This window comes from Herbaspirillum robiniae (assembly GCF_002213415.1).
Lineage (GTDB): Bacteria > Pseudomonadota > Gammaproteobacteria > Burkholderiales > Burkholderiaceae_D > Herbaspirillum > Herbaspirillum robiniae.
This window is the reverse complement of sequence record NZ_NJGU01000009.1, coordinates 84,047-108,030: the sequence shown is the minus strand read 5'-3', so window position 1 is coordinate 108,030 and position 23,984 is coordinate 84,047. Positions and strand designations below refer to the sequence as shown.

Below are 23,984 nucleotides of genomic sequence, written 5' to 3'. Positions count from 1 at the left end.
CATAAAAAAAGCCCGTCCGAAGACGGGCCCGCTTGGCGCGGAATTGTACGGTCAGGCTTTCATGCGATCAGGCGCGAGAAATGCGCCATCTGGTTCGCCGGCACCAGCAGCGGCACGAAGGAGGCATCGTTCTTGGCTAGCCAGTAGGGCAGGTGCGGACCGGCATCGAAGCCGTAGTCCGAGCCTTCCAGCTGCCAGAAGCGGGGCACGGCGATGGGCGGGCGCACTTCGTTTTTCAGCTGGTCCAGGCCGGCCAGGCGACGCGCGCAGGGCTCGAACTGGCCGATGGCCTCGCGCTGGCCCGACGGTGCGAAGCTGGCGGTGGCGAACCACTCCAGCACCTTGTGCGGCGAGGCGCGCAGCGTGGCCCAGTCGCTGCCGGCGCCGTCGCGGCGGGAGAACTTGGCGCTGCCTTTGTTGACGTACAGCTCGACCATGCCGCAGGCGGCGCTGGGAACCGGAACTCGAACTTTGGTAAAGGGCATCATTTTGTGTTCCTCTGTCGGGTGATTGCTGCTTCAACAACTCATGCAGCGAAGTCTACGCGCGCCGAACGCGCTTGCCGATCGGGGAATTCCTGACGTTGCGTCAGGCGCTTCTCCCTTTCCCGTCGTTAAGGAAAACTCTGATGTTGCGGCCCGCGGGAGTCCTGTAAAACGTCACTGTCGGCTTGATAGTGCCGGCGATTCTTGAAATGTCAGACAGGAAGCGCAGCAGATGAATCTCCCCACCATAGTGATGATCGATTCCAGCCCCGAGGCCACCGAGATGGTGCGTTTCGCGCTGTGGCGGAGCAACTTGCGCTGCACCTTCAACGTCTACCCGGACGCCGCCAGCGCCCGCCGCTGCCTGCTGCAGCAACGCCGCCGCAGCAGCGACGGTCCGGCGCCGGCGCTGATCCTGCTGGAGTCCGACCTGGACTACACCGACGGCCTGGATGTGCTGCGCGAGCTGCGCGCCGATTCCCGCATGGCCGATGTGCCGGTGGTGGTGTTTCCTTCCTATGACATGGAAGGCGAGGTCGAGGCCCTGGAGGCAGGCGCCAACGAATACATGCCCAAGCCGGTGGATGCCGAACTCTTCACCCACTGCATCGCCGAGTTCTACCGCCGCTGGTGCTGCGCGCCGACCGGTTCGGGCGGCGGTGGCGGCAATGGCGGCCAGCAGCCTTCCGGCATGCGCCAGGCGCGCCGCCGCAGCGACTGGGTGCGTCCCGTGACGCAATGGATGGGGCCGGCCGCCTTCTGCTGAAACGGCGCCGCCGGAACGGAAAAAAGGGCCCGCGGGGCCCTTTTTCATTGCCGCACGGATGATCCGTCAGCTCAGCGCCGCGTCTTGATCTTGGGCGTGGGCAATGCGGTCTTGTACTTGATCTGCTTGAGCGCGAAGCTGGAGCGGATGTTCTTGATGCCGGGAATCTTGGTCAGGTGGTCGACGATGAAGTGCTCCAGCGTCAGCAGGTCGGGCACCACGATGCGCAGCAGGTAATCCTCGTCGCCGGTCATCAGGTACACTTCCATCACCTCATCGAAGGCGCTCACCGCCGTCTCGAACTGGGCCAGCGCCTCGGCGCCCTGGCGCTCCAGGATCACCTTGACGAAGACGTTGACCTTCAGCCCCAGCAGGTGCGGATCGGCCAGCGCCACATAGCGCGAAATGATGCCTTCCGATTCCAGCCGCTTCACGCGCGCCAGCGTCGGCGACGGCGAAAGATTGATGCGGCTGGCGAGTTCCAGATTGCTGATCGAGCTGTTCTCCTGGAGGATGTTCAGGATCCGCAAATCGGTGGTATCTAGTTCCATTATTGAAATTTAATTCTGTAAGTTTCAATTTTTCAGCATCTGATGCTGAATATTGTAAAGCAACTTCCCATTTTAAGTGACTCATGCCGGGTCTTCAGGCGTATCGTAGACTGATTACCAATAAGAACGACCGCAAAGGCGTCCGGCGCGAGGAGAGATGGGGCGCGGCCTGTGTTTTACCGGCTTTTTGTCTCCTTGCATAGAACCAGTTGCGTGCGGCGGCATCTTTTTATCGTGCCGCCACCGCCGCGGTCACGGCCCTTCGCCTCGTTGCAACAACAGGAGATCAGGAAGTGGATATGTCGTCAGCCAATGGTATTGCCCGCGATATCGATATCGACGCCCAGGAAACCCAGGAGTGGCTGGAAGCGCTGCAAAGCGTACTGGCCGAAGCCGGCCCCGAGCGTACCCGTTTCCTGCTGTCGCGCCTGTCGGCCGCGGCCCAGCAGTGGGGCATCAACTGGCGCGACGCGCGCAACACGCCTTACGTCAACACCATCCGTCCCGAACAGGAACCGCCGTTTCCCGGCGGCTCCGACGCCCAGGCCATCGAGGAGCGCATCGCCAGCATCATGCGCTGGAACGCGCTGGCCATGGTGGTGCGCGCCAACCGCGCCTATGGCGAGCTGGGCGGGCACATCGCCAGCTTCGCCTCGGCGGCGGATCTGTTCGAGGTCGGCTTCAATCATTTCTTCCGCGCGCGCGACGACAAGTTCGCCGGCGACATCGTCTACTTCCAGCCGCACTCGGCGCCCGGCATCTACGCCCGCGCTTTCCTCGAAGGCGCCCTGAGCGAGGAGGACCTCGGCTACTACCGCCGCGAGATCGAAGCCAAGCGCGCCGGCCAGCAGGGCCTGTCATCTTATCCACACCCCTGGCTGATGCCGAACTTCTGGCAGTTCCCGACCGGTTCCATGGGCATCGGCCCGATCAACGCCATCTACCAGGCGCGCTTCCTGCGCTACATGGAACACCGCGGCCTGCTGCAGGACCAGGGACGCAAGGTGTGGGGCGTGTTCGGCGACGGCGAGATGGACGAGCCGGAGTCGCTGGCCGCGCTCTCGCTGGCCTCGCGCGAGAAGCTCGACAACCTGATCTTCGTGGTCAACTGCAACCTGCAGCGCCTGGATGGCCCGGTGCGCGGCAACGGCCACATCGTCGACGAGCTTGAAACCCTGTTCGCCGGCGCCGGCTGGAATGTCGTCAAGCTGCTGTGGGGCTCGGACTGGGACGCGCTGTTCGCGCGCGACAAGGACGGCGAGCTCACCGATGCCCTGAACCGCACCGTGGACGGCCAGCTGCAGACCTTCGCAGCCAACGACGGCGCCTTCAACCGCGAGCACTTCTTCGGCCAGACGCCGGGCACGCGCGCCATCGGCGCCACGCTGACCGATGAGGAGATCAATCGCCTGCGCCGCGGCGGCCACGACATGAAGAAGATCTTCTCGGCCTACCAGGCCGCCGCCAATCACAAGGGCCAGCCCACCGTGATCCTGGCGCAGACCAAGAAGGGCTACGGCATGGGCGCGGCGGGCGAGGGCAAGATGACCACCCACCAGCAGAAGAAGCTGGACGAGGAAAGCCTGCTGCAATTCCGCGACCGCTTCAAGCTGCCGCTGACCGATGAGCAATGCCGCTCGCTGGCCTTCTACAAGCCGGCCGGCGACAGCGCCGAGATGAAGCACCTGCACGCACGCCGCGCCGCGCTGGGCGGCTACATGCCGCGCCGCCAGGCCGGCGACGCGACGCGCGCGCTACCGCCGATGGAGTCGCACAGCAAGTTCGCGCTGGAGGCCGACGGCAAGGAAATGTCGTCGACCATGGCGCTGGTGCGCCAGCTCGGCAACCTGTTGAAGGACAAGGACTTCGGCCAGTACGTCGTGCCCATCGTGGCCGACGAGGCGCGCACGTTCGGCATGGCCAACCTGTTCCGCCAGGTGGGCATCTATTCCTCGCAAGGCCAGCTCTACGAGCCGGAAGACATCGGCTCCATCCTCTACTACCGCGAGGCCAAGGACGGCCAGATCCTGGAAGAGGGCATCACCGAAGCCGGTGCAATTTCTTCTTGGACCGCAGCCGCCACCGCTTACTCGGTGCACGGCACGCCGATGCTGCCGTTCTACATCTACTACTCGATGTTCGGCTTCCAGCGCATCGGCGACCTGATCTGGGCCGCCGCCGACCAGCGCGCGCGCGGCTTCCTGATCGGCGCGACATCCGGGCGCACCACGCTGGGCGGCGAGGGGTTGCAGCACCAGGACGGCAACAGCCATGTCACGGCGGCCTCGATCCCGAACTGCGTGTCGTACGACCCGGCCTATGCCTACGAGCTGGCGGTGATCGTCGACGACGGCATGCGCCGCATGATGGAGCGCGGCGACGATGTCTTCTACTACGTCACCGTCACCAACGAGAACGAGGCGCAGCCGAGCATGCCGGCCGGTGTCGAAGAAGGCATCCTGCGCGGCATGTATTGCCTCGGCAGGAAAGACAAGGCGCAGGCGCGCCTGCTGGCCTCCGGCCCGATCCTGAAGGAGGCCGTGGCGGCGGCGCATCTGCTGCAGCAGCATTGGCAGATCGATGCCGAGGTCTGGAGCGTGACCAGCTTCACCGAGCTGGCGCGCGACGGCGTGGCGGCGCAGCGCGAGCGCCGTTTGTCCGGCGGCGATGCGCAGCCGTATGTGACGCAGCAACTGCAGGGCGGCGATACGCCGGTCATTGCGGTGAGCGACTACATCCGCACGCTGCCGGAAAGCATCCGCGCCTTCGTGCCGGCGACTTACGTCACGCTGGGCACCGACGGCTTCGGCCGCAGCGACACGCGGGTGAACCTGCGCGACTTCTTCGAGATCGACGCGCGCTGGATCGCCTATACCGCGTTGACCGAGATCTTCGCCGGCGATCGCGCCAGGCTGGAGGCTGCGGCCAAGACACTGGGCATCGATACCGGCAAGCCCTTGTCGTCGACCGTGTGATCCTTGTGCGCGCCGCCATGCATGAATGGCGGCGCGCGGATTGAAAATCTCTCATCGAAGCGCCCTGGCGCGTTTGCTATAGTGAAAGCCGTCTGTGTGCAGCAGGCGGCTTTTCTTTTATGCACACACATTCCCCCGACAAGATCAGACAGGAGCAGACAAACATGGCAGCACCGAAAAGAATCGCGCTGGTGACCGGCGCAGGCTCCGGCATCGGCCGGCAGATCACCCTGGCGCTGCTGCGCGACGGTTACGGCGTGGCCCTGGCCGGGCGCCGCCAGGACGCGCTGGAAGAGACCGTGAAGCTGGCCGGCGAACACGGCGCCAATGCGCTGGTGGTGGCGACCGACGTCACCGACCCGGCCTCGGTGAAGAACCTCTTCGGCAAGACCAAGGAGCGTTTCGGCCGCCTGGACATGGTGTTCAACAACGCCGGCATCTTCGCGCCGCCGGTGTCGCTGGAAGAGCTGAGCGTGGAGCAGTGGAAGTCGGCGGTGGACATCAACCTGACCGGCGTCTTCCTGTGCACCCAGGAGGCGTTCCGCATCATGAAGGAACAGACCCCGCGCGGCGGCCGCATCATCAACAACGGTTCGATCTCGGCGCATGCGCCGCGTCCGTATTCGGCGTCCTATACCGCCACCAAGCACGCCATCACCGGCCTGACCAAGGCTACCTCGCTGGACGGTCGCGCCTACGACATCGCCTGCGGCCAGATCGACATCGGCAACGCCGCCACCGACATGACCACGCTGATGAAGAAGGGCACGCTGCAGGCCGACATGTCGACCAAGGTCGAGCCGACCATGGACGCCGAGCACGTGGCCAAGGCCATCCTCTACATGGATAGCCTGCCGCTGGACGCCAACGTGCAGTTCATGACCGTGATGGCGACCAAGATGCCGTTCATCGGCCGCGGCTGAGCCGGGTCTCATCCGCAGCAAAACAAAACGCGCCGCAGGATGTCCTGCGGCGCGTTTTTTTGTACTGGCGGGATGGCTGGCTCAGTTTCAGTTCGATCCGGCTTTCATTCCCTGCCACTCCGGCGTCAACTGATGCGCGATGCCGAACAGGTCGAGCACGCGGCCCAGCGTCTGGTCCACCATCTGCTCCATCGACGCCGGCCGGTGATAGAAGCCCGGCAACGGTGGAAAGATCACGCCGCCCATTTCGGTGACGGCCGTCATGTTGCGCAGGTGAGCCAGGTTGAACGGCGTCTCGCGCACCATCAGCACCAGCCGGCGGCGCTCCTTGAGCACCACGTCGGCCGCGCGCGTGATGAGGTTGTCCGAGAGACCATGCGCCACCGAGGCCAGCGTCTTCATCGAGCAGGGCGCGACGATCATGCCGGCTGAGGCGAAGGAGCCGCTGGCAATCGATGCGCCGACATCGCGCACGTTGTGGACCACGCCGGCCAGCGCTTCCACTTCCTTGCGGTTCAGGTCGAGTTCCTGGTGGAGGTTGAGCACGCCCGCGTCGGAGATCAGCAGGTGCGTCTCGACCTGGGCATGGCCGCGCAGGTGTTCAAGCAGGCGCACGCCGTAGACCGCGCCCGTCGCGCCGGTGATGGCGATGATCAGGCGCTGGCGGGACATGCGATGCGCGAAGCGAAGAGGAGGGGCGCAGGCAAGCGGCGATCAGCCCTTGATCAGGGTTTGCAGTTCGCCGGAGGAGTACATCTCGTTCATGATGTCCGAGCCGCCGATGAATTCGCCCTTCACGTACAGCTGGGGAATGGTCGGCCAGTTCGAGTATTCCTTGATGCCCTGGCGCACGTCCGGGCTTTCCAGCACGTTGACCGTCACGATGTTCTCGGCGCCGCTGGCCTTGAGCAGCTGGATCGCCTTGCCGGAGAAGCCGCATTGCGGGAACTGCGCGGTGCCCTTCATGAACAGCACGACGGGGTTTTGGGTGACGGTTTCTTTGATCCAGGATTGGACGTCGCTCATGGCTATGCCTTAAAAAATGGGTGATTGCCGACATTATAGGGAAAAGCCGGCATTTGCGTTTGAAACAGAGCGCCCGGGCGGGCTGCCGGAATGGCTGAAAATGCTTGCCCTGCGGACATCGTCTATCGGATGCCAGGCCTGTTCCGCGCCGCTTAAATGGGGCGGATCTGCGAGGCTTCAAGAGCTGCCGCCGGCGTCGCGGTGCGCGCGGCGGCAGGACATATTGCGCTCGATTCGCTCTAAATTCTTTATATTCTTTGAAATGTTTCCAGGGTGACATGCCGTGCCCGCCGCCGGGTGCCGCCGTATGGCCGCGGGAATGAAAAAGGGCGCTTGCGCGCCCCTTCCTCATGATGGCGGATCAGCGATCCGCCGTGGTGTTGCGCCGCTCAGGCGCTTGCTGCTTCAGGCGTGCCGTCCGGCAGGCGCTTGGCAGTGGAATGATGTTCCTGCAGCCGATCCTTGTGCTTGATGACCTGGCGGTCCAGCTTGTCGATCAGCGTGTCGATCGCCGCGTAGAGATCGTGGGCGATGCTTTCCGCATGTAAATCCTTCCCTTTGATGTGGACGTTGATTTCGGCCTTTTGCCGTTTTTCTTTTTCTGTCAGTTTGTCTACGCTCAGGATGACGCTGACGTCGATCACGTTGTCGAAATGGCGCTTGATCCGTGCCAGCTTGCTTTGCACGTATTCCCGGATGGCGGGGGTCAGTTCGAGGTGGTGTCCACTAATGGTCAGATTCATACAACACTCCTATCGTGAAGTCACTGGAGGTTCGTGCATCTCATCCAATACACCTGGAGAGCACAGCGTTCGTGTCAGAGGGCATGGATGCTTGCCTGAACACAGCGACGGCTGTCAGTACTACAGAAAAACTGAGGAAAAACTCAGAGGGATTTGCGGAGATTGACTGGTGGAATCTTCAGCACTTCGCGGTATTTAGCGACTGTGCGTCGCGCGACCACCATGCCTTGTTCTGCCAGCATATCCGCAATCTTGCTATCGGATAATGGGGTCTGCGGGTTTTCAGCTCCTATCAACTGTTTGATCAGCGCCCGGATCGCGGTGGAGGAAGCTTCACCTCCGGTTTCCGTTGCGACGTGGCTGCCGAAGAAGTATTTCAACTCAAACATGCCGTGCGGCGTAAGCATGTATTTCTGAGTCGTCACGCGAGAGATTGTGCTCTCGTGTAGACCCAGTGTATCAGCAATTTCACGCAGCACAAGGGGGCGCATGGCGACGGCGCCGTGCGAAAAGAAATTTCTTTGACGTTCGACAATAGCCTGGGCGACGCGCAAAATTGTATCGAAACGTTGCCGCATATTCTTGATCAGCCACTTCGCTTCCTGCAGCTGTGACGTGAGGGAAACTTCGCCTTTGGACTGCTTCAGCGCGCTCGCATACATGGCGTTCACGCGCAGCTTGGGCATCACGTCATGGTTGAGCAGGACCTGCCAGCCGCTCTTTGTCTGTTTGACAATCACGTCCGGCACCACATAGTCGGACGCGTCGCGCGCGAATTCCGCACCGGGGTGCGGACGGCACTGGCGGATCACCGCCTGCGCCTCGCGCAGGTCCTCGTCGTCGCAGTCGAGCGCCTTCTTGATCTTGTTGAAGTCGCGCTGCGCGAACAGCGGCAGGTAGTCTTCCACGATCTTCAGCGCCAGCTTGCGTGTCACGAACGGCACCTTGGGCAGGCGGCGGATCTGCAGCGCCAGGCATTCGCTGGGGCTGCGCGCGCCGACGCCGGCCGGGTCCAGGCTCTGCAGCAGCTTGAGCGATATCGCCAGTTCTTCGAGATCGATGCCCAGCTCTTCGGGCAGGCGCGCGAGGATGTCTTCCAGCGGCTCTTCAAGATAGCCGCTGTCGTCCAGCGCGTCGGTGAGCAGTTCCAGCAGCGCGCGGTCGCGGTGGGTGCGCGCGGTCACGCGGATCTGCTCCAGCAGGTGTTCGCGCAGCGTGATTTCGTGCGCTTCCAGCTGCGGGCGCGCGTCTTCGTCGTCCGACGATTTGCCGCTGCGGGCGACGTCGTCGAAGCTCCATTCCGCTTCGCCGCTGACGGCGTTCTCGGGGGCGTTGTCCTGGTATTCGAAACTGGATTCGCCGTCGCCGCTGGCAGCGGGAGCCGCGGCATCGGCGTTGCCGTCGCCGCCGGTTTCGGCCACGCCGCTGGAGGGCGAGGAGGATACCGCGCCGTCGGCCAGCAGGCGCACGGAATTGTCCAGCGCGTCGTCCAGGCGTTCGAGCAAGGGATTGTCCGACAGGATCTGCTCCAGCTCCTGATGCAGCTCCAGGGTCGACAATTGCAGCAGCCTGATCGACTGCTGCAATTGCGGCGTCAATGCGAGGTGCTGCGAGGTACGTAACTGGAGCGACTGTTTCATCTGTATTCAGGACGCCGCGTGGTCGGCCGGTAAATGCCTTTGTTTGTCTCGATTGCTGCAGTGTCGCGCTCTGCCGCTACTGTTCACATGCGGAAGTGTTCGCCCAGGTAGACGCGTCGCACGGATTCATTGGCGATGATGTCGTCCGGGCTGCCGCTGGCCAGCACCGTGCCCTGGTTGATGATGTAGGCGCGGTCGCAGATGCCCAGCGTCTCGCGCACGTTGTGGTCGGTGATCAGCACGCCGATGCCGCGCTCTTTCAGGAAGCGCACGATGCGCTGGATCTCGATCACCGCGATCGGGTCGATGCCGGCGAACGGTTCGTCCAGCAGCACGAAGCGCGGATCGGTGGCCAGCGCCCGCGCGATCTCGACGCGGCGGCGCTCGCCGCCCGACAGCGAGAGCGCCTGGCTGTCGCGCAGCTTCTCGATCTGCAGTTCGTGCAGCAGGTTGTTCAGGCGGCCTTCGATTTCGTCGCGCGAGAGCGGCTTGCCGTTTTCGCGGCGCAGTTCGAGCACGGCGCGGATATTGTCTTCCACCGACAGCTTGCGAAACACCGACGCTTCCTGCGGCAGGTAGGACAAGCCCAGCGTGGCGCGCTTGTGGATGGGCATGCTCGAGATGGCGGCGCCGTCGAGGTCAATCTCGCCGCCGTCGGACGGCACCAGGCCCACGATCATGTAGAACGAGGTCGTCTTGCCGGCGCCGTTGGGACCCAGCAGGCCCACCACTTCACCGCTCTGGACTTCCATCGAGACATCGCGCACCACCTGGCGCGCGCCATAGCTTTTCTTCAGTCCGCGGACTACCAGCGAGCTCGCCATCTTACTGACCCTTCCCGGGCTGGGCCGGAGCAGCTTGCTGCGGCGGTTGCGCCGGCGGGGTCTTGGGCTGGATCACCGCGGTGATGCGGCCGGCGCCCGGCTTGCTTTCGCCGCTGGAGGTGTTGTTGACCGAATAGAACTCGGCGCGGCTGTCGTACGAGATGAACTCGCCGTTGACTTCATCGGTCACGCGCTTGCCGTCCATGCGCTGGATGTGGGCGCGCTGGAACAGCTTGGAAATCTCGGTCTGCTCGGAATACTCGATGCGTTCGGCCTGGCCTTCGATCCACAGGTCAGGGCCGCCGTCGCGCTTCTGGCGGAAGCTCGCCAGCGAGCCTTGCGCGGCGTACAGCACGGCGTACTCATAACCGTACTGGTCGGTGGTCAGCACCACGCGGCCGGCCTTGATCAGCAGCGTGCCGCGGGTGAGCACCACATTGCCGGTGAAGGTCTTCACCTGGCGCACATCGTCATAGACCATCTGGTCGGCTTCGATGTTGGTCGGCTTGGTGGAATCGGCCTTTTCGGCGCGGGCCACGCCGCACACGGCAGCCAGCAGCAGCAACGGCAGTAAGAATGAGCGTTTCATATATCCCTGTCTGGTCGGTTCTTGGCGATCTTGTTGTAATGGTTCAGCGTTTCTTCGTTGTCGGTTCGTAGTGTCCGCGCACGTTGCCGAACAGCTGCACGACCTGCGTGGCGTTGTTGGCGAGCATGCCCACTCCGTTCAATCTGGTGGTGCCCATCGTCATGGCAACCGGCTTGTCGGTCTTCACGATTTCATCGTCCGGCAGCAGCAGCAGGTATTCCGATACCAGGTGCATGGGATCGCGGCCGTCGGCCGCGCCGCGGATGGCGTTGGCGTTGCCGTACATGTGGATCTGCGTCTGGTCGTCGGTGACGCGGGCCGTGTTCGAATACAGCTCCATCGGCGGCTTGGCCTTGTCCAGGCTGTGCACCACCGGCTTGGTGATCTCGAAGGAATCGTCGGCCGGAAAGTGGACCATCTTCACGCCCGAGACGTCATAGCGCGGCAGGCCGGTCGGGCCCAGCTTCACGTAGCTGAAGTTCTCGAGGTAGTAATCGGGCTTGGTGCGCGGGCGATCGGCCAGCTTCTGGTCGCCGCTGTTGCGGATGCTTTGCAGCACCCAGAACGTTCCCAGGGAGAGCGCGATCAGCACCACCAGGATCACGCCCAGGCGGATGCGGTCGGCCGCGCGTTCGCCGCTGCGATTGCTCATGCCAGGTACGGCGCCAGCGCCGCCTCGTAGTTGCCCTGCGCGGCCAGCAGCAGGTCGCAGACTTCGCGCACCGCGCCGTTGCCGCCGGTGGCGGTGGTCACGTAGTCGCAGCGCGATTTGACTTCGCGGTGCCCGTTGGCCACGCAGGCCTTGAAGCCCACGCGCGTGAGCACCGGCAGGTCGATGACATCGTCGCCCAGGTAGCCGCAGCTGCCGGCCTGCAGGCCGGTCTGCTGCAGCAGCTGTTCGAAGGCCTGGCGCTTGTCATGCACGCCCTGGAACACATGGGCGATGCCCAGGTCCTTGGCGCGGCGCAGGACGAAGGGGGACTGGCGCGCGGTGACGATGGCCGCGGCCGTGCCGAACTGCTGCATCATCTTGATGCCGTGGCCGTCCAGCGCGTTGAAGCGTTTCACCGATTCGCCGTCTTCGCCGTAGAACAGCCCGCCGTCGGTCAGCACGCCGTCGACGTCGAAGATCATCAGCCGCGTCGCCGCGGCCTTTGCCAGGACGGCCGGATCGAAGGTGCTGGCAAAAGAACTGGCGGGCGCGGACGTCATCAGATCACCTTGGCGCGGGTCAGGTCGTGGATGTGCAGCGCGCCCACCAGCACGCCCTGCGCATCGGTCACCAGCAACTGGTTGATGCGGAATTCTTCCATCAGCTGCACGGCGTCCACCGCCAGCTGGTCCTGGTTCACGGTACGCGGGCCGGCATGCATCACTTCGGCGATCGACGACTTGGTGAAATCGTGGCCGCGCTCCAGCAGGCGGCGCAGGTCGCCGTCGGTGAACACGCCGACCGGGCGGAATTGGTCGTCCACCACCGCCGTCATGGCCATGCCCTTGCGGGTGATTTCCATCAGCGCCTGCGACAGCGAGACATCCGGGCGCACCGCCGGGATCGCCTCGCCGCTGCGCATGACGTCGCGCACATGGGTCAGCAGGCGGCGGCCCAGCGCGCCGCCCGGGTGGGAGCGTGCGAAATCCTCTTCCATGAAGCCGCGCGCGTCCAGCAGCGATACCGCCAGGGCGTCGCCCATGGCCAGCGTGGCCGTGGTGCTGGCCGTCGGCGCCAGGTTCAGGGTACAGGCTTCCTTGTCCACGCCCACGTTCAGGTGGACGGCGGACATTTTGGCCAGGCTGGAGTCGTCGTTGCCGGTCATGCCGATGATCACCGCGCCCATGCGCTTGACGATGGGGACGATGGCCAGCAGCTCGGCGGTCTCGCCGGAGTTGGAGATGGCGATGAAGACGTCTTTCGGCGTGACCATGCCGAGGTCGCCGTGGGCGGCTTCGGCCGGGTGCATGAACAGTGATGGGGTGCCGGTCGAGGCCAGGGTGGCCGCGATCTTGCGGCCGATATGGCCGGATTTGCCGATGCCCGAGACGACGGCGCGGCCCTTGCATTCCAGCAAGATGCGCACGGCTTGGGCAAGCGGTTCGGCGCTGTCGTCGGACAGGCGGTTCTTCAGCGCCAGGATGGCATCGGCTTCGATCTGCAGGGTCTGGCGCGCCAGTTCAAGCGCGCGGCGGGCATCCCCGGCCGAAAAAGATGCGGGCGTGGTTTGGTCATCGGTTACACTCATAACCGAAGTATAAACGAATTAGCAAAGCAAAAAACTTGCCAGATGTAAGGGAGTGCCTGATTGACGGCGAGGGCGTGCATGCGACGGTTGCGATGCAGCATGCTTGCAACAGCCTTTGCGGCAGGGCGGAGACGGGCCGGTGGTTGCGCTGCAAACAGCGCGTGCGCTAACGGCTTGTCATTATCACATGAAACCGGCCTTCCCCACGCCGGCCCGCCTGCACCAACATGGCATGCGCGCACGGTGCCGCCACTGCGGTGCGGGCTGCATCCGCGGCGCAAACCGGGGCACTGCGGGCACGTTTCTCGCTAGGCTGGTTCGCATAGTTCAGCCCATATAAATAACAAGCGAATCATCCACACATGTTTTCTGGACTGGAACTGACCTTATTCCTGCTGGCCGCGGCGGTGCTGGGCGTGGTCGCCTTCCGCATGATGCACCTGCCGCCCATGCTGGGCTACCTGGTGGTCGGCATCGTGATCGGGCCGCACGGCCTGGGTTTTGCCGAAGACAACGAAACCACGCATGCGCTGGCCGAGTTCGGCGTGGTGTTCCTGATGTTCTCGATCGGGCTGGAGTTCTCGCTCAACAAGCTGTCGGCCATGCGCCACATCGTCTTCGGCCTGGGCGTGGCGCAGGTGGTAGCGACCATCGCCGTGACCATGGTGTTCGGCTGGCTGGTGGCCTACTTCCTGCCCCAGGTCGCGGCCATCAGCTGGCAGGCTGCCTTCGCGCTGGGCGGCGCGCTCACCATGTCTTCCACCGCGATCGTCTCCAAGCTGCTCACCGAAAGGCTGGAGCTCGAGACCGAGCACGGCCGCCGCATCCTGGGCGTACTGCTGTTCCAGGATCTGGCGCTGGTGCCGCTGTTGATCGTCGTCCCGGCGCTGGCCAACAACTCCGGCAACCTGCTGGTGACGCTGGGCTGGGCGGTGTCCAAGGCCATGATCGTGCTGGCGCTGCTGCTGTTCTTCGGCCACAAGCTCATGCGCGGCTGGTTCAAGATCGTGGTCAAGCGCCGCTCGCAGGAGCTGTTCATGCTGAACCTGCTGCTGATTACGCTGGGCGCGGCCTGGATCACCGAGAAGGCGGGCCTGTCGCTGGCGCTGGGCGCGTTCATCGCCGGCATGCTGATCTCCGAGACCGAGTTCAAGCACCAGGTGGAGGAAGACATCAAGTCCTTCCGCGACGTGCTGCTGGGGCTGTTCTTCATCACCATCGGCATGCTGCTCGATGTGCGTATGCTGATCGAGCACTGGTTCATGGTGCTGTTGCTGCTGAGCGGACCGGTGCTGCTCAAGTTCGGCCTGATCGCCGCGCTGTCGCGCCTGTTCGGTTCTTCCACCGGCGTGGCGCTGCGTACCGGCCTGGCGCTGGCGCAGGCCGGCGAATTCGGTTTCGTGCTGCTGAACCAGGCCGGCGCCCTGAAGCTGATCGACCCGCTGCTGATCCAGGCGATCCTGGCGGCGATGGTGCTGTCCATGCTGGCCACGCCTTTCATCCTCGCCAGGTCGGACGCCATCGTCATGAAGCTGTCGGCCAATGAATGGATGCTGCAGTCGCTGGCGCTGACCCAACTGGCCACCCGCACCATGAACGCGCAGAAGCACGTGATCATCGCCGGCTTCGGCCGCAGCGGGCAAAGCCTGGCGCGCCTGCTGGAAGAGGAGGGCATCGCCTACCATGCGCTGGAAATGGATCCCGAGCTGGTGCAGGACGCGCGCAGCGGCGGCGCCAACGTGTCCTACGGCGACGCCGCGCGCCGCGAGAGCCTGGTGGCGGCCGGCATCCACCGCGCCGCGGCCCTGGTGGTGACCTATGCCAGCACGCCGTCGGCGTTGAAGGTGCTGCACCACGCCGCCGAGCTCGAGCCCGAGCTGCCCGTGATCGTGCGCAGCTATGACGACGCCGATCTGGAAACGCTGCTCGCCGCCGGCGCCACCGAGGTCGTGCCGGAAGCGCTGGAAGGCAGCCTGATGCTGGCCTCGCACGCGCTGGTGATGCTGGGCGTGCCGCTGCGGCGCGTGGTGCACCGCGTGCAGGACGCGCGCGACGAGCGCTATGCCTCCCTGCGCGGCTATTTCCATGGCGCCTCGGACGTCGACGACGACAGCGACGGCATGAACGTGCGCCTGCAGTCGGTGACCCTGATCGACGGCGCCAGCGCCATCGGCCGGACCCTGGCCGAGCTCGACCTGGCGCAGCAATGCGGCGCCGAGGTCACCATGCTCAGGCGCGGCAAGCAGCGCGTCGAGGCCGCCGAAGACACCATCCTGATGGGCGGCGACATCGTCGTGCTGCGCGGCACTTCCGAAAACATCCTGCGGGCGGAAAAGCGCCTGCTCAGCAAATAACCGGCGCTTCTTGCGCCTGCCGTCCCCATGGAACTCATCCAGCGCATCGCCTCCATCATCCTGCCGGTCTTCGCCATCATCGGCATGGGTTACGGCTATGCCCGCTGGCGCGGGGAGGTGGTGCGCATGGACATGGCGTCGGTCAACCGCGTGTCGATGGAAGCCCTGGCGCCGCTGATGATTTTCAGCGCGCTCTCGTCCAAGTCCTTCGACCTGTACCACAACGCCTGGCTGATCCTGGCCAGCGTGCTGATCTCGCTGGGCTCGGGCCTGCTGGCCTGGCCGGTGGCGCGGGCGCTGGGCTACGACCGCCGCACCTTCCTGCCGCCGATGATGTACAACAACGGCGGCAACATGGGCCTGCCGCTGCTGCTGCTGGCCTTCGGGCAGGATGCGCTGCCGGCGGCGGTGGCCTTGTTCACGGCGTCCACCTTCGTCTACTTTTCGCTGTGCGTGAAGATGATCCAGTCGGGCCGCGAGCAGCGCCCCGGCTCCCTGCTGCGCCTGCTGTCGAGCCCCATCATGCTGGCGATGATCCTGGGCGTGCTGTTCGCGGTGTTTCGCATCAGCGTGCCGGGGCCGCTGTTCTCGGCCATGAAGCTGCTGGGCGAGGCCAGCATTCCCATCATGCTGTTTTCGCTGGGCGTGCGCATGATGGACATCAGCTTCAGGAGCTGGCACATCGGCCTGGTCGGCGCGGCGGTATGCCCGCTTGCCGGGCTGCTCTGCGCGCTGCTGCTGGACCAGCTGCTGCCCCTGACCGCCGTGCAACGCGGCGAGATGTACCTGTTCGCGGCGCTGCCGCCGGCGGTGCTGTGCTTCATGGTGGCCGAGCAGTACCGGCAGGAGCCTGACAAGGTCGCCGCCATCGTGCTCATGGGCAATCTGGCCGCGATCGTCTTCGTTCCCTTCGGGCTGTGGCTGGGTTTGCCCGAGCACTGAATTCCCCACCGGAAACAGAAGCTGCCGCCGGGCAACGCCTGGTACGGGAAATGCTTGGCCTTAGCTACGGTATTCCCCGATATCGCCGGCTGGGCGCCGGAGTATAAATTGGGGAGCGGCTGCAGCGACATCGTGTTGCTGCGGCGCCTATAGCTATGATGCAAGGGGATGCATATGTTCAGCAAATTGACGATCAAGGCGCGCCTGATCTTCGTAATCGGTTTTCTCGCAGTCCTGCTGGTCGCCTCGGGCGTGCTCGGGCTGGTCAGCCTCAACTCGACCAATGCGCAGATGCGCTCCCTCTATGAAGACCGGTTGGTCGCGCTGTCGCAACTGGAAGAGGTCGCGGCAGGCCTGGACACCGGGCGTTACGGTATTTCCACCGCCATCGTCGGCGACTCCGGCGAAATCGACAAGGGCATGGACAAGCTGGAAAAGACCGTCAAGGACAGCGACAAGGTGCTCAAGGAATACCTCGACACCTACCTCACCCCCGAAGAAAAGACGCTGGTCGACAAGTTCGTCCCGCAGCGCCAGAAGTTCATCGCCGAAGGCGTCAAGCCGGCCGCCGAGGCCTTGCGCAACCGCGACTTCCAGGGCGCCAGCGACCTGTACAACGGCGCCATGCTGCAGCTCTTCAACCAGGCGCACGCCACCATGACCCAGCTGATGGACCTGCAGCGCCGCGTCGGCCGTGAACTGTACGAAGACGCGCAACGCCGCTACCAGACCCTGGTCGGCGTGATGATCGCCGCCATCGCGATCGGCCTGGCGGTGGCAATATTCATGGGCTTCATCCTGGTGCGCGCCATCTCGCGTCCGCTGGAACAGGCCGTCAAGGTGGCGCAGGGCGTGGCCGCCGGCGACCTGACGCAAGACATCGAAGTGCGCAGCCGCGACGAGACCGGCCAGCTGATGCAGGCGCTCAAGGAGATGAACGGCAATCTGCTGCGCATCGTCGGCGAAGTGCGCACCAGCACCGACACCATCAACACGGCCGCCGCCGAGATCGCTACCGGCAACCTCGACCTGTCCTCGCGCACCGAGCAGCAGGCCGGTTCGCTGGAAGAAACCGCCTCGGCCATGGAGGAGCTGACCTCCACCGTCAAGCAGAACGCCGACAACGCGCGCCAGGCCAACCAGCTGGCCGCCTCGGCCTCGGACGTGGCCTCGCGCGGCGGCGACGTGGTGCGCCAGGTGGTCGACACCATGAGCTCGATCAACGACTCCTCGCGCAAGATCGTCGACATCATCAGCGTGATCGACGGCATTGCCTTCCAGACCAACATCCTCGCATTGAATGCAGCGGTTGAAGCCGCCCGCGCCGGCGAGCAGGGCCGCGGCTTCGCGGTGGTGGCTTCCGAAGTGCGTTCGCTGGCCCAGCGCTCGGCGTCGGCGGCCAAGGAGATCAAGGCCCTGATCGACGATTCGGTCAGCAAGGTCGGCAACGGCAGCACGCTGGTGGCGCAGGCCGGCGAAACCATGGATGAAGTGGTGGCCAGCGTGCGGCGCGTGACCGACGTGATGGGCGAGATCACCGCGGCCAGCCAGGAGCAGAGCTCGGGCATCGAAGAGATCAACCGCGCCGTCACGCAGATGGACGAGACCACGCAGCAGAACGCCGCACTGGTCGAAGAGGCCGCCGCCGCCGCGCAGTCGCTGCAGGAGCAGGCCTCGCGCCTGTCCACGGCGGTCAGCGTGTTCCGCCTGCACGGCATGCACGCCGCGGCCGCGGCGTCGGTGGCGTCCCCGGTATCCGCCGCGCCGGCGGCCAAACCGGTCGCAGCGCCCAAGGCAAGCGCACCCAGGGCCGCCGCTGCGGCCAGGAGCGCATCCCCCAAACTGGCGGCGCCGGCTTCGGCCTCGCCCAAGCTGGCTGCCGGGTCGGATGAGGATTGGGAGCAGTTCTGACGCCGCCGGCGTCAATGAAAAAGCGCAGCCTCGGCTGCGCTTTTTTGTTTCTGACGTTGCCGACGCTTGCTGGCACCGGGATCAGGCATCCAGCTGGATATCTTCCGACGCCGCCGAGCGCGTGCCGGGCACCGGCGCATTGCTCTTGCCGTGATAGGCGAACACCGCCGAGCACTTGACCTGGTCGCTGTCGTTGCGTCCGGCCGCATGGAACAGCCCGCTGTGGAACAGCACCACGTCGCCCGGCTCCAGCGAAGGCGACACGCCCTGGGCGAACAGCGGCTGGTTGGCCGGCACTTCGGGGCGCAGGAAATCGAGTTCGTCCATCTGCTCGGGCTGCAGCTGCAGCAGGTGCGAGCCGGGGATGAACTTGAGCGCGCCGTTTTCCGGGGTTTCGGTGCCCAGCGCCAGCCACACCGAGATCAGCTCGTTGCGGGGAAACGACCAGTAGCGGATGTCGCGGTGCCAGCCGGTGGCGGTGCCGAAGGTGGGGTGCTTGGTCATCACGCAGTTGTGGTGCGACAGCGTGATGCAGGCCGGTTCGCCGAACAGCTGGTGCAGCATCGCCACCAGGCGCGGATCGGCGGCCCATTCGCGGTAGGCTTCGTGGCGCTGCCAGGCTGCGCGCAGGCGCCGGGCGGTGCGGCCGCCTTCGGCTTCCAGCGAAGCAGGGGCGCCCTCGTAGCCGACCTCGGCTTCGTATTCCAGCGGTTCGACGGCGCGGCGCAGGTGATCCTGGGTGACGGCCATCAGGCGTTCGCGCTGCGCGGGCGCGACCATGCCTTTGAGCAAGAGATAGCCTTCCTTCTTGAAGGTCTCGACCTGGGACGGGGACAACGGGTTCGACATGATGGACTTCCTGGGTTGCACGGCGGAGCGCTTGCGCGGCCCGCCTATCTCGTGCTTATCGTGTGCCTATTGTGCGCCAGGCGGCCACAGAGCAGCACACAGACCGAAACGCATGACTGTATGCCCTTGCCGCCGGCGCGCAAGATACAGATGGCGGATTTATCTGTATCGTTTGCGCGCGCTCAAGCCGGCCTGACTATTTCCTACTTTTTCTTCTTCAGCAACGGTCCCAGGTACTTGCCGGTGACGCTGGCCGGGTTCTTGGCCACATCCTCGGGCGTGCCGGCCGCGACGATCTTGCCGCCGCCCGCGCCGCCTTCGGGACCGAGGTCGATGATCCAGTCGGCGGTCTTGATGACGTCCAGGTTGTGCTCGATGATGGTCACCGTGTTGCCCTGGTCGCGCAGGCGATGGATCACCTTCAGCAGCAGGTCGATGTCATGGAAGTGCAGGCCGGTGGTCGGCTCGTCCAGGATGTAGAGCGTGCGGCCGGTGTCGCGCTTGGACAGTTCCAGAGACAGCTTCACGCGCTGCGCCTCGCCGCCCGAGAGGGTGGTCGCGCTCTGGCCCAGCTTGATGTAGCCCAGGCCGACGTCCAAGAGCGTCTGCAGCTTGCGCGCGATCAGCGGCACCGGTTTGAAGAACTCGTGGGCGTCCTCCACCGTCATGTCGAGGATCTCGGTGATGTTCTTGCCCTTGTACTGCACTTCCAGCGTTTCGCGGTTGTAGCGCTTGCCGTGGCAGACGTCGCAGGGCACGTACACGTCCGGCAGGAAGTGCATCTCGACCTTGATCACGCCGTCGCCCTGGCAGGCTTCGCAGCGGCCGCCCTTGACGTTGAACGAGAAGCGTCCGGCGCTGTAGCCGCGCTCCTTGGCCATCGGCACCGTGGCGAACAGGTCGCGGATCGGCGTGAACAGGCCGGTGTAGGTGGCCGGGTTGGAGCGCGGGGTACGGCCGATGGGCGCCTGGTCGACCGCGATCACCTTGTCGAAATGCTCCAGGCCGCCGATCGCCTCGTGCGCCGCCGGTTCGGTCTGCGAGCCGTACAGGTGGCGCGCGGCCGACAGGTACAGCGTGTCGTTGACCAGCGTCGACTTGCCCGAGCCGGACACGCCGGTCACGCAGGTCAACAGGCCCACCGGCAGTTCCAGGTCGACGTTCTTCAGGTTGTTGCCGGTGGCGCCGGTGATGGTCAGCATGCGCTCTTCGTCGCAGGGCGTGCGCTTCTTGGGCACGGCGATTTCCAGCGTGCCGTTGAGGTACTTGGCGGTCAGCGACTTCTTGTTCTTCAGGATGTCGGGCAGCGTGCCCTGGGCGATTACGTCGCCGCCGTGTGCGCCGGCGCCGATGCCCATGTCGACCACGAAGTCGGCGGTGCGGATGGCGTCCTCGTCGTGCTCCACCACCAGCACCGTGTTGCCGATGTCGCGCAGGTGCTTCAGGGTATCGATGAGGCGATCGTTGTCGCGCTGGTGCAGGCCGATGGACGGCTCATCGAGCACGTACATCACGCCGGTCAGGCCGGAGCCGATCTGCGAAGCCAGGCGGATGCGCTGGGCCTCGCCGCCGGAGAGCGTATCGGCGCTGCGTTCCAGCGACAGGTAATCGAGGCCGACGTTGTTGAGGAATTTCAGGCGCGAGACGATTTCCTTGATGATGCGGTCGGCGATCTCTTTCTTGGCGCCGGTCAGCTTCAGGGTCTCGAAAAAGTGCAGGGTCTCGCGCAGCGGCGTGGCGGCCACCTCATAGATGGCGCGCTGCTGGCGGCCGGCGCCGACCTTCACGTAGCGCGCTTCCACCCGCAGGCGGGCGCCGTGGCAGGACGGGCACTGCTTTTCATTGATGAACTTGGCCAGCTCTTCCTTGACCGCCATCGAATCGGTCTCGCGGTAGCGGCGCTGCAGGTTGTTGACCACGCCTTCGAAGGTGTGCTCCTTGACCACGGTGCGGCCGCGCTCGTTCACATAGGCGAACGGGATCGTCTGGCGCCCGGAGCCGAACAGCACGGCCTGCTGGGCCTTGTCGTCGAGCTGCTCGAAGGGCACGTCGAGGTCGAAGCCGTAGTAGGCGGCGATGCTGGTGAGCATCTGGAAATAGAACTGGTTGCGGCGGTCCCAGCCCTTGATCGCGCCGGAGGCCAGCGACAGGTTGGGGAAGGCGACGATGCGCTTGGGGTCGAAGAACTCGATATGGCCCAGGCCGTCGCATTCGGGACAGGCGCCCATCGGGTTGTTGAACGAGAACAGGCGCGGTTCCAGCTCCTGCAGCGAGTAGCCGCAGATCGGGCAGGCGAACTTGTTGGAGTAGAGGTGCTCGCGGCCGCCGTCCATCTCGAGCGCGATGGCGCGGCCTTCGGCCAGGCGCAGCGCGGTCTCGAAGCTCTCGGCCAGGCGCTGCTTGATGTCGGCTTTGACTTTCACCCGATCGATCACGACGTCGATGGTGTGCTTTTCGGTCTTCTTCAGCTTGGGCAGTTCGTCGACCTCATACACCTTGGCCGCGCCGGTGCCGCTCTGGATGCGGAAGCGGATGAAGCCCTGCGCCTGCATCTCTTCGAACAGGTCGGCATGCTCGCCCTTGCGGTTGGCCACCACCGGCGCCATGATCATCAGCTTGGTGTCTTCGGGCAGCGCCAGCACGGCATCCACCATCTGCGACACCGATTGCGCCTCCAGCGGATGTTCCGGATGGTCGGGGCAATAGGGCGTGCCCACGCGGGCGTACAGCAGGCGCAGGTAATCGTGGATTTCGGTGACGGTGCCGACGGTGGAGCGCGGATTGTGCGAGGTCGCCTTCTGCTCGATCGAGATCGCCGGCGACAGGCCTTCGATCATGTCGACGTCGGGCTTTTCCATCAGCTGCAGGAACTGGCGCGCGTAGGCCGACAGCGATTCGACGTAGCGGCGCTGGCCTTCGGCGTACAAGGTATCGAACGCCAGCGAAGACTTGCCCGAGCCGGACAGGCCGGTAATCACGATCAGCTTGTTGCGGGGGAGGTCTAGGTTGATATTCTTCAGGTTATGCGTGCGCGCGCCGCGAATGCGAATTTCTTCCATGGATGCCTTCAGCTAGGTTTTCCTGCCGCCGCAAAGCGCGTGGACGTATGCGGGGGAACGGTGGGACAACATGTAACTATAACAGGACTGCAAACAGCCGGCAGGGTGCGCCGGCGCGGCAGGGAACCCATATGGGAACGCCGCGCCGAAATGAAAGCGGCGCAAGAAAAAAAGCCGGCGGGAGGCCGGCTTTTTGCGTTGCGATGATGGCAACAGGGTCAGGATTTGGGCGCCGGTTCGCTGCGGCGGTAGACCTTCAGCACCTGCGCGTCGTCGCCGTCGCGGCTGCCTTCCCAGAACGGCGTCCAGTCGCCTTCGGGCAACGGCGCCAGGCCGGGCGTCTGCAGGATCACCCAGTTGCAGGCGGTCTGGTTGATGCCGTCGATGGGCTGGTGCAGGATGCCGGTGTAGTAATACAGCATGGGCGCCTCGGACTCGCCCAGGTTTTCGCTGGCCATGCAGTCGCCGGCCTTCCAGGCGTGGGAGATCTTGTCGTCGAGGCGGCCGTACACGTATTCGTAGCTCTTGCCGAAGTCGCCCCAGGGCAGCAGCAGGGTATAGGCCAGGCCCCACATCAGGGTGATGCCGGCGAACCAGCTGAAGGCGCCGCGCCACTTGCCGCCGAGCTTGAACTTGTTCAGCGCCCACAGCCAGCAGGCCGTCATGGCGGCGGCCCCGGCCACGGCCAGCGGCTGGAACGGCGTGACGAAGCCCAGCGGCAGCCATTTGCCGAAGTAGGCGATCCAGTGGTGGTACTGCGGCGACATGGTCGACACCACATAGGTTGCCCAGATCACCGCCGAGATCAGGCCGAAGCCGATGCGCGCGAACCAGTCCCAGACGATGTGCAGCCAGTCCGGCAGGCGCGGCACCGCATGGGCGCCGACCATGATCAGCGGCAGCAGGATCGGCAGCAGGTAGAGCTGGCGGGCGGTGGCCGAACTCTGCAGCACGGCCAGGCTGATGGCGGCGAAGGCCAGCGGCAGCGCGATGTGCGGCTGTCCGATGCGGCGCCAGTCGCCGGTGGCCAGCGCCAGCAGCGCCAGCACCGAGCCCGGCAGGGCGAACCCGCTCAGCGCGCGCAGGATGACGGCCTGGTCGTTGTCCGAGCCGAGCTTGGCGACCGAGAAACCGAAGAAGCGGCCGACGTTGTTGTCCCAGAACCATTCCATGAACAGCGGCACCGAGTGCTGCGCCAGCAGCGCCGGCCACACCACGAAGAAGGGCAGCGACACCAGCACCGCGATACCCACCATCTTCCAGTAGGACCAGGTGCGGCACTCGCGCACCAGCGCGCCGACGCACATCGCGGTGGCGGCGAAGGTCAGCGGCACGAACAGGCCCTTGGTCATCTCGGTGATGCCCACCCCCAGGCCGAACCAGAGCGCGGCCGCCAGGGCGGGAGTGCCGCGCTTCTCGTTCCGGGCGATGGCCAGCAGGCCGTAGGTGGCCATGGCGCCGCCGCAGACCAGCGCGACGTCGGTGAACATGTCGTGGGCGTGCTTGATCATGCCCGGCGAGCCGGCGAACAGCGCCAGCGTGCCCAGCACCGGCACGCTCAGGATGCTGCGTTCGTTCCAGATCATTTGCGCGATCCGCGCCACGAAGAACAGCGTGATGAGGTTGTAGAACACGCTGGCCAGCCGGGCGCCGTCGTGGTAGCCCAGCAGCGGATGGAAGGCCTTGGCGAACAGGACCGCCGTCCAGTAGTACAGCGGCGGCTTTTCCATGAACGGCTGGCCGGCGTTGGTGGGCACCAGGTAGTCGCCCGAGACCAGCATGTGATGGATGATGCCGAAGGTATAGGTTTCGTCCTGCTTCCACGGACCGTGGTCGAAGATGCCGGGCAGCAGCCAGGCACAGGCGATGAAGGCCAGCAGCAGCAAGGCGGCGCGCGTGGGCGCATCGCTGCGGCCGTACCTGGCCGATGAGGTTGCAGAAATCGTTTGCCCCTGCTTGGTTTCAGGAGCGGAAATGAAGAAAAACATTGATGTACGCGCGCCAGCCGGCCGATGCCGACAAGAAAAACAAAACTCAAAGCATGGGAATACGCAGAAATGGCAACATCGCCGCGAAACGACCCAGGCTTCCCCCTCAATACCGAGCG

At 64.8% G+C, this 23,984-nt stretch carries 20 protein-coding genes; 6 read left to right on the top strand and 14 right to left on the bottom strand.

From position 1 onward, the window contains the following. Positions 1–59 precede the first annotated feature (59 nt). A complete protein-coding gene (locus CEJ42_RS17105) occupies positions 60–488 on the bottom strand; it encodes a hypothetical protein (protein WP_079218182.1) in 429 nt (142 codons plus the stop codon). A 229-nt stretch (positions 489–717) separates the two neighbouring features. On the opposite strand from CEJ42_RS17105, the gene CEJ42_RS17100 reads away from it, so the two are divergent. Next, positions 718–1,251, top strand: a complete 534-nt coding sequence (locus tag CEJ42_RS17100) for a response regulator (RefSeq protein ID WP_088751943.1) — start codon at positions 718–720, stop codon at positions 1,249–1,251. A 71-nt stretch (positions 1,252–1,322) separates the two neighbouring features. On the opposite strand, the gene CEJ42_RS17095 is transcribed toward CEJ42_RS17100, so the two are convergent. Further along, positions 1,323–1,802 carry an Lrp/AsnC family transcriptional regulator gene (locus tag CEJ42_RS17095; protein ID WP_013235910.1) on the bottom strand — a complete coding sequence of 160 codons (480 nt, stop codon included), beginning with the start codon at positions 1,800–1,802 and terminating at the stop codon, positions 1,323–1,325. A gap of 299 nt (positions 1,803–2,101) precedes the next feature. Between CEJ42_RS17095 and mdeB the strand changes: the two genes are divergently transcribed. Both mdeB and CEJ42_RS17085 read left to right on the top strand, forming a co-directional pair. Next, entirely contained in the window at positions 2,102–4,777 is a 2,676-nt protein-coding gene (mdeB, locus tag CEJ42_RS17090) for an alpha-ketoglutarate dehydrogenase (protein WP_088751942.1), read from the top strand. A 164-nt stretch (positions 4,778–4,941) separates the two neighbouring features. Next, the gene (locus tag CEJ42_RS17085) at positions 4,942–5,700 is read left to right on the top strand and encodes an SDR family oxidoreductase (RefSeq protein ID WP_079218185.1); all 759 of its coding nucleotides are present in this window, start codon (positions 4,942–4,944) and stop codon (positions 5,698–5,700) included. Between the two features lie 87 nt (positions 5,701–5,787). On the opposite strand, the gene CEJ42_RS17080 is transcribed toward CEJ42_RS17085, so the two are convergent. From CEJ42_RS17080 to CEJ42_RS17040, 9 genes are all read right to left on the bottom strand, one after another. Further along, positions 5,788–6,372: a UbiX family flavin prenyltransferase gene (locus tag CEJ42_RS17080; RefSeq protein ID WP_088751941.1), complete on the bottom strand. Its 585-nt coding sequence runs from the start codon at positions 6,370–6,372 to the stop codon at positions 5,788–5,790. 42 nt (positions 6,373–6,414) lie between these two features. Next, positions 6,415–6,726, bottom strand: a complete 312-nt coding sequence (gene grxD, locus CEJ42_RS17075) for a Grx4 family monothiol glutaredoxin (RefSeq protein ID WP_079218187.1) — start codon at positions 6,724–6,726, stop codon at positions 6,415–6,417. 389 nt (positions 6,727–7,115) lie between these two features. After that, complete coding sequence (gene hpf, locus CEJ42_RS17070) at positions 7,116–7,469, bottom strand: ribosome hibernation-promoting factor, HPF/YfiA family (protein WP_088751940.1); 354 nt, start codon at positions 7,467–7,469, stop codon at positions 7,116–7,118. A gap of 143 nt (positions 7,470–7,612) precedes the next feature. Beyond that, complete coding sequence (locus CEJ42_RS17065; RefSeq protein WP_088751939.1) at positions 7,613–9,109, bottom strand: RNA polymerase factor sigma-54; 1,497 nt, start codon at positions 9,107–9,109, stop codon at positions 7,613–7,615. An 83-nt stretch (positions 9,110–9,192) separates the two neighbouring features. Further along, positions 9,193–9,933 (bottom strand): LPS export ABC transporter ATP-binding protein, encoded by a 741-nt coding sequence (lptB, locus tag CEJ42_RS17060; protein ID WP_079218190.1) that lies wholly within the window; start codon positions 9,931–9,933, stop codon positions 9,193–9,195. Between the two features lies 1 nt (position 9,934). Beyond that, the gene (gene lptA / locus CEJ42_RS17055) at positions 9,935–10,522 is read right to left on the bottom strand and encodes a lipopolysaccharide transport periplasmic protein LptA (protein WP_079218191.1); all 588 of its coding nucleotides are present in this window, start codon (positions 10,520–10,522) and stop codon (positions 9,935–9,937) included. Between the two features lie 43 nt (positions 10,523–10,565). Beyond that, positions 10,566–11,174, bottom strand: a complete 609-nt coding sequence (lptC, locus tag CEJ42_RS17050) for an LPS export ABC transporter periplasmic protein LptC (RefSeq protein WP_079218192.1) — start codon at positions 11,172–11,174, stop codon at positions 10,566–10,568. Next, on the bottom strand, positions 11,171–11,734 hold the full coding sequence (locus CEJ42_RS17045; RefSeq protein WP_088751938.1) for a KdsC family phosphatase: 564 nt from the start codon (positions 11,732–11,734) through the stop codon (positions 11,171–11,173). The genes lptC and CEJ42_RS17045 overlap by 4 nt, the downstream gene beginning before the upstream one ends. Continuing rightward, positions 11,734–12,762 (bottom strand): KpsF/GutQ family sugar-phosphate isomerase, encoded by a 1,029-nt coding sequence (locus CEJ42_RS17040; RefSeq protein WP_088751937.1) that lies wholly within the window; start codon positions 12,760–12,762, stop codon positions 11,734–11,736. Before CEJ42_RS17040 ends, CEJ42_RS17045 begins: the two co-directional genes overlap by 1 nt. A 362-nt stretch (positions 12,763–13,124) precedes the next feature. Between CEJ42_RS17040 and CEJ42_RS17035 the strand changes: the two genes are divergently transcribed. The 3 genes from CEJ42_RS17035 to CEJ42_RS17025 all read left to right on the top strand — a co-directional run bounded on the left by CEJ42_RS17035 (position 13,125) and on the right by CEJ42_RS17025 (position 17,969). Next, positions 13,125–15,116 (top strand): monovalent cation:proton antiporter family protein, encoded by a 1,992-nt coding sequence (locus CEJ42_RS17035; RefSeq protein ID WP_079218195.1) that lies wholly within the window; start codon positions 13,125–13,127, stop codon positions 15,114–15,116. Between the two features lie 27 nt (positions 15,117–15,143). Beyond that, positions 15,144–16,058 carry an AEC family transporter gene (locus tag CEJ42_RS17030; protein ID WP_088751936.1) on the top strand — a complete coding sequence of 305 codons (915 nt, stop codon included), beginning with the start codon at positions 15,144–15,146 and terminating at the stop codon, positions 16,056–16,058. Between the two features lie 174 nt (positions 16,059–16,232). Next, positions 16,233–17,969 (top strand): methyl-accepting chemotaxis protein, encoded by a 1,737-nt coding sequence (locus CEJ42_RS17025; protein ID WP_088751935.1) that lies wholly within the window; start codon positions 16,233–16,235, stop codon positions 17,967–17,969. A gap of 81 nt (positions 17,970–18,050) precedes the next feature. On the opposite strand, the gene CEJ42_RS17020 is transcribed toward CEJ42_RS17025, so the two are convergent. The 3 genes from CEJ42_RS17020 to CEJ42_RS17010 form a co-directional block, all read right to left on the bottom strand. Further along, positions 18,051–18,818: a phytanoyl-CoA dioxygenase family protein gene (locus CEJ42_RS17020; RefSeq protein ID WP_088751934.1), complete on the bottom strand. Its 768-nt coding sequence runs from the start codon at positions 18,816–18,818 to the stop codon at positions 18,051–18,053. Between the two features lie 203 nt (positions 18,819–19,021). After that, the gene (uvrA, locus tag CEJ42_RS17015) at positions 19,022–21,877 is read right to left on the bottom strand and encodes an excinuclease ABC subunit UvrA (protein ID WP_088751933.1); all 2,856 of its coding nucleotides are present in this window, start codon (positions 21,875–21,877) and stop codon (positions 19,022–19,024) included. A gap of 218 nt (positions 21,878–22,095) precedes the next feature. Beyond that, positions 22,096–23,865, bottom strand: coding sequence for an ArnT family glycosyltransferase (locus CEJ42_RS17010; RefSeq protein WP_088751932.1), 1,770 nt, complete (start codon positions 23,863–23,865; stop codon positions 22,096–22,098). Between the last annotated feature and the right edge of the window lie 119 nt (positions 23,866–23,984).

What these genes read in the sequence shown, in the direction of transcription:
- lptC (WP_079218192.1), bottom strand. Translation starts at nt 11,174, where the DNA reads ATGAGCAATCGCAGCGGCGAACGCGCGGCCGACCGCATCCGCCTGGGC.
- CEJ42_RS17030 (WP_088751936.1), top strand. Translation starts at nt 15,144, where the DNA reads ATGGAACTCATCCAGCGCATCGCCTCCATCATCCTGCCGGTCTTCGCC.
- grxD (WP_079218187.1), bottom strand. Translation starts at nt 6,726, where the DNA reads ATGAGCGACGTCCAATCCTGGATCAAAGAAACCGTCACCCAAAACCCC.
- CEJ42_RS17035 (WP_079218195.1), top strand. Translation starts at nt 13,125, where the DNA reads ATGTTTTCTGGACTGGAACTGACCTTATTCCTGCTGGCCGCGGCGGTG.
- CEJ42_RS17025 (WP_088751935.1), top strand. Translation starts at nt 16,233, where the DNA reads ATGTTCAGCAAATTGACGATCAAGGCGCGCCTGATCTTCGTAATCGGT.
- lptB (WP_079218190.1), bottom strand. Translation starts at nt 9,933, where the DNA reads ATGGCGAGCTCGCTGGTAGTCCGCGGACTGAAGAAAAGCTATGGCGCG.
- mdeB (WP_088751942.1), top strand. Translation starts at nt 2,102, where the DNA reads ATGTCGTCAGCCAATGGTATTGCCCGCGATATCGATATCGACGCCCAG.
- CEJ42_RS17095 (WP_013235910.1), bottom strand. Translation starts at nt 1,802, where the DNA reads ATGGAACTAGATACCACCGATTTGCGGATCCTGAACATCCTCCAGGAG.
- CEJ42_RS17010 (WP_088751932.1), bottom strand. Translation starts at nt 23,865, where the DNA reads ATGTTTTTCTTCATTTCCGCTCCTGAAACCAAGCAGGGGCAAACGATT.
- CEJ42_RS17045 (WP_088751938.1), bottom strand. Translation starts at nt 11,734, where the DNA reads ATGACGTCCGCGCCCGCCAGTTCTTTTGCCAGCACCTTCGATCCGGCC.
- CEJ42_RS17105 (WP_079218182.1), bottom strand. Translation starts at nt 488, where the DNA reads ATGATGCCCTTTACCAAAGTTCGAGTTCCGGTTCCCAGCGCCGCCTGC.
- CEJ42_RS17065 (WP_088751939.1), bottom strand. Translation starts at nt 9,109, where the DNA reads ATGAAACAGTCGCTCCAGTTACGTACCTCGCAGCACCTCGCATTGACG.
- lptA (WP_079218191.1), bottom strand. Translation starts at nt 10,522, where the DNA reads ATGAAACGCTCATTCTTACTGCCGTTGCTGCTGCTGGCTGCCGTGTGC.
- CEJ42_RS17040 (WP_088751937.1), bottom strand. Translation starts at nt 12,762, where the DNA reads ATGAGTGTAACCGATGACCAAACCACGCCCGCATCTTTTTCGGCCGGG.
- CEJ42_RS17080 (WP_088751941.1), bottom strand. Translation starts at nt 6,372, where the DNA reads ATGTCCCGCCAGCGCCTGATCATCGCCATCACCGGCGCGACGGGCGCG.
- CEJ42_RS17020 (WP_088751934.1), bottom strand. Translation starts at nt 18,818, where the DNA reads ATGTCGAACCCGTTGTCCCCGTCCCAGGTCGAGACCTTCAAGAAGGAA.
- uvrA (WP_088751933.1), bottom strand. Translation starts at nt 21,877, where the DNA reads ATGGAAGAAATTCGCATTCGCGGCGCGCGCACGCATAACCTGAAGAAT.
- CEJ42_RS17085 (WP_079218185.1), top strand. Translation starts at nt 4,942, where the DNA reads ATGGCAGCACCGAAAAGAATCGCGCTGGTGACCGGCGCAGGCTCCGGC.
- CEJ42_RS17100 (WP_088751943.1), top strand. Translation starts at nt 718, where the DNA reads ATGAATCTCCCCACCATAGTGATGATCGATTCCAGCCCCGAGGCCACC.
- hpf (WP_088751940.1), bottom strand. Translation starts at nt 7,469, where the DNA reads ATGAATCTGACCATTAGTGGACACCACCTCGAACTGACCCCCGCCATC.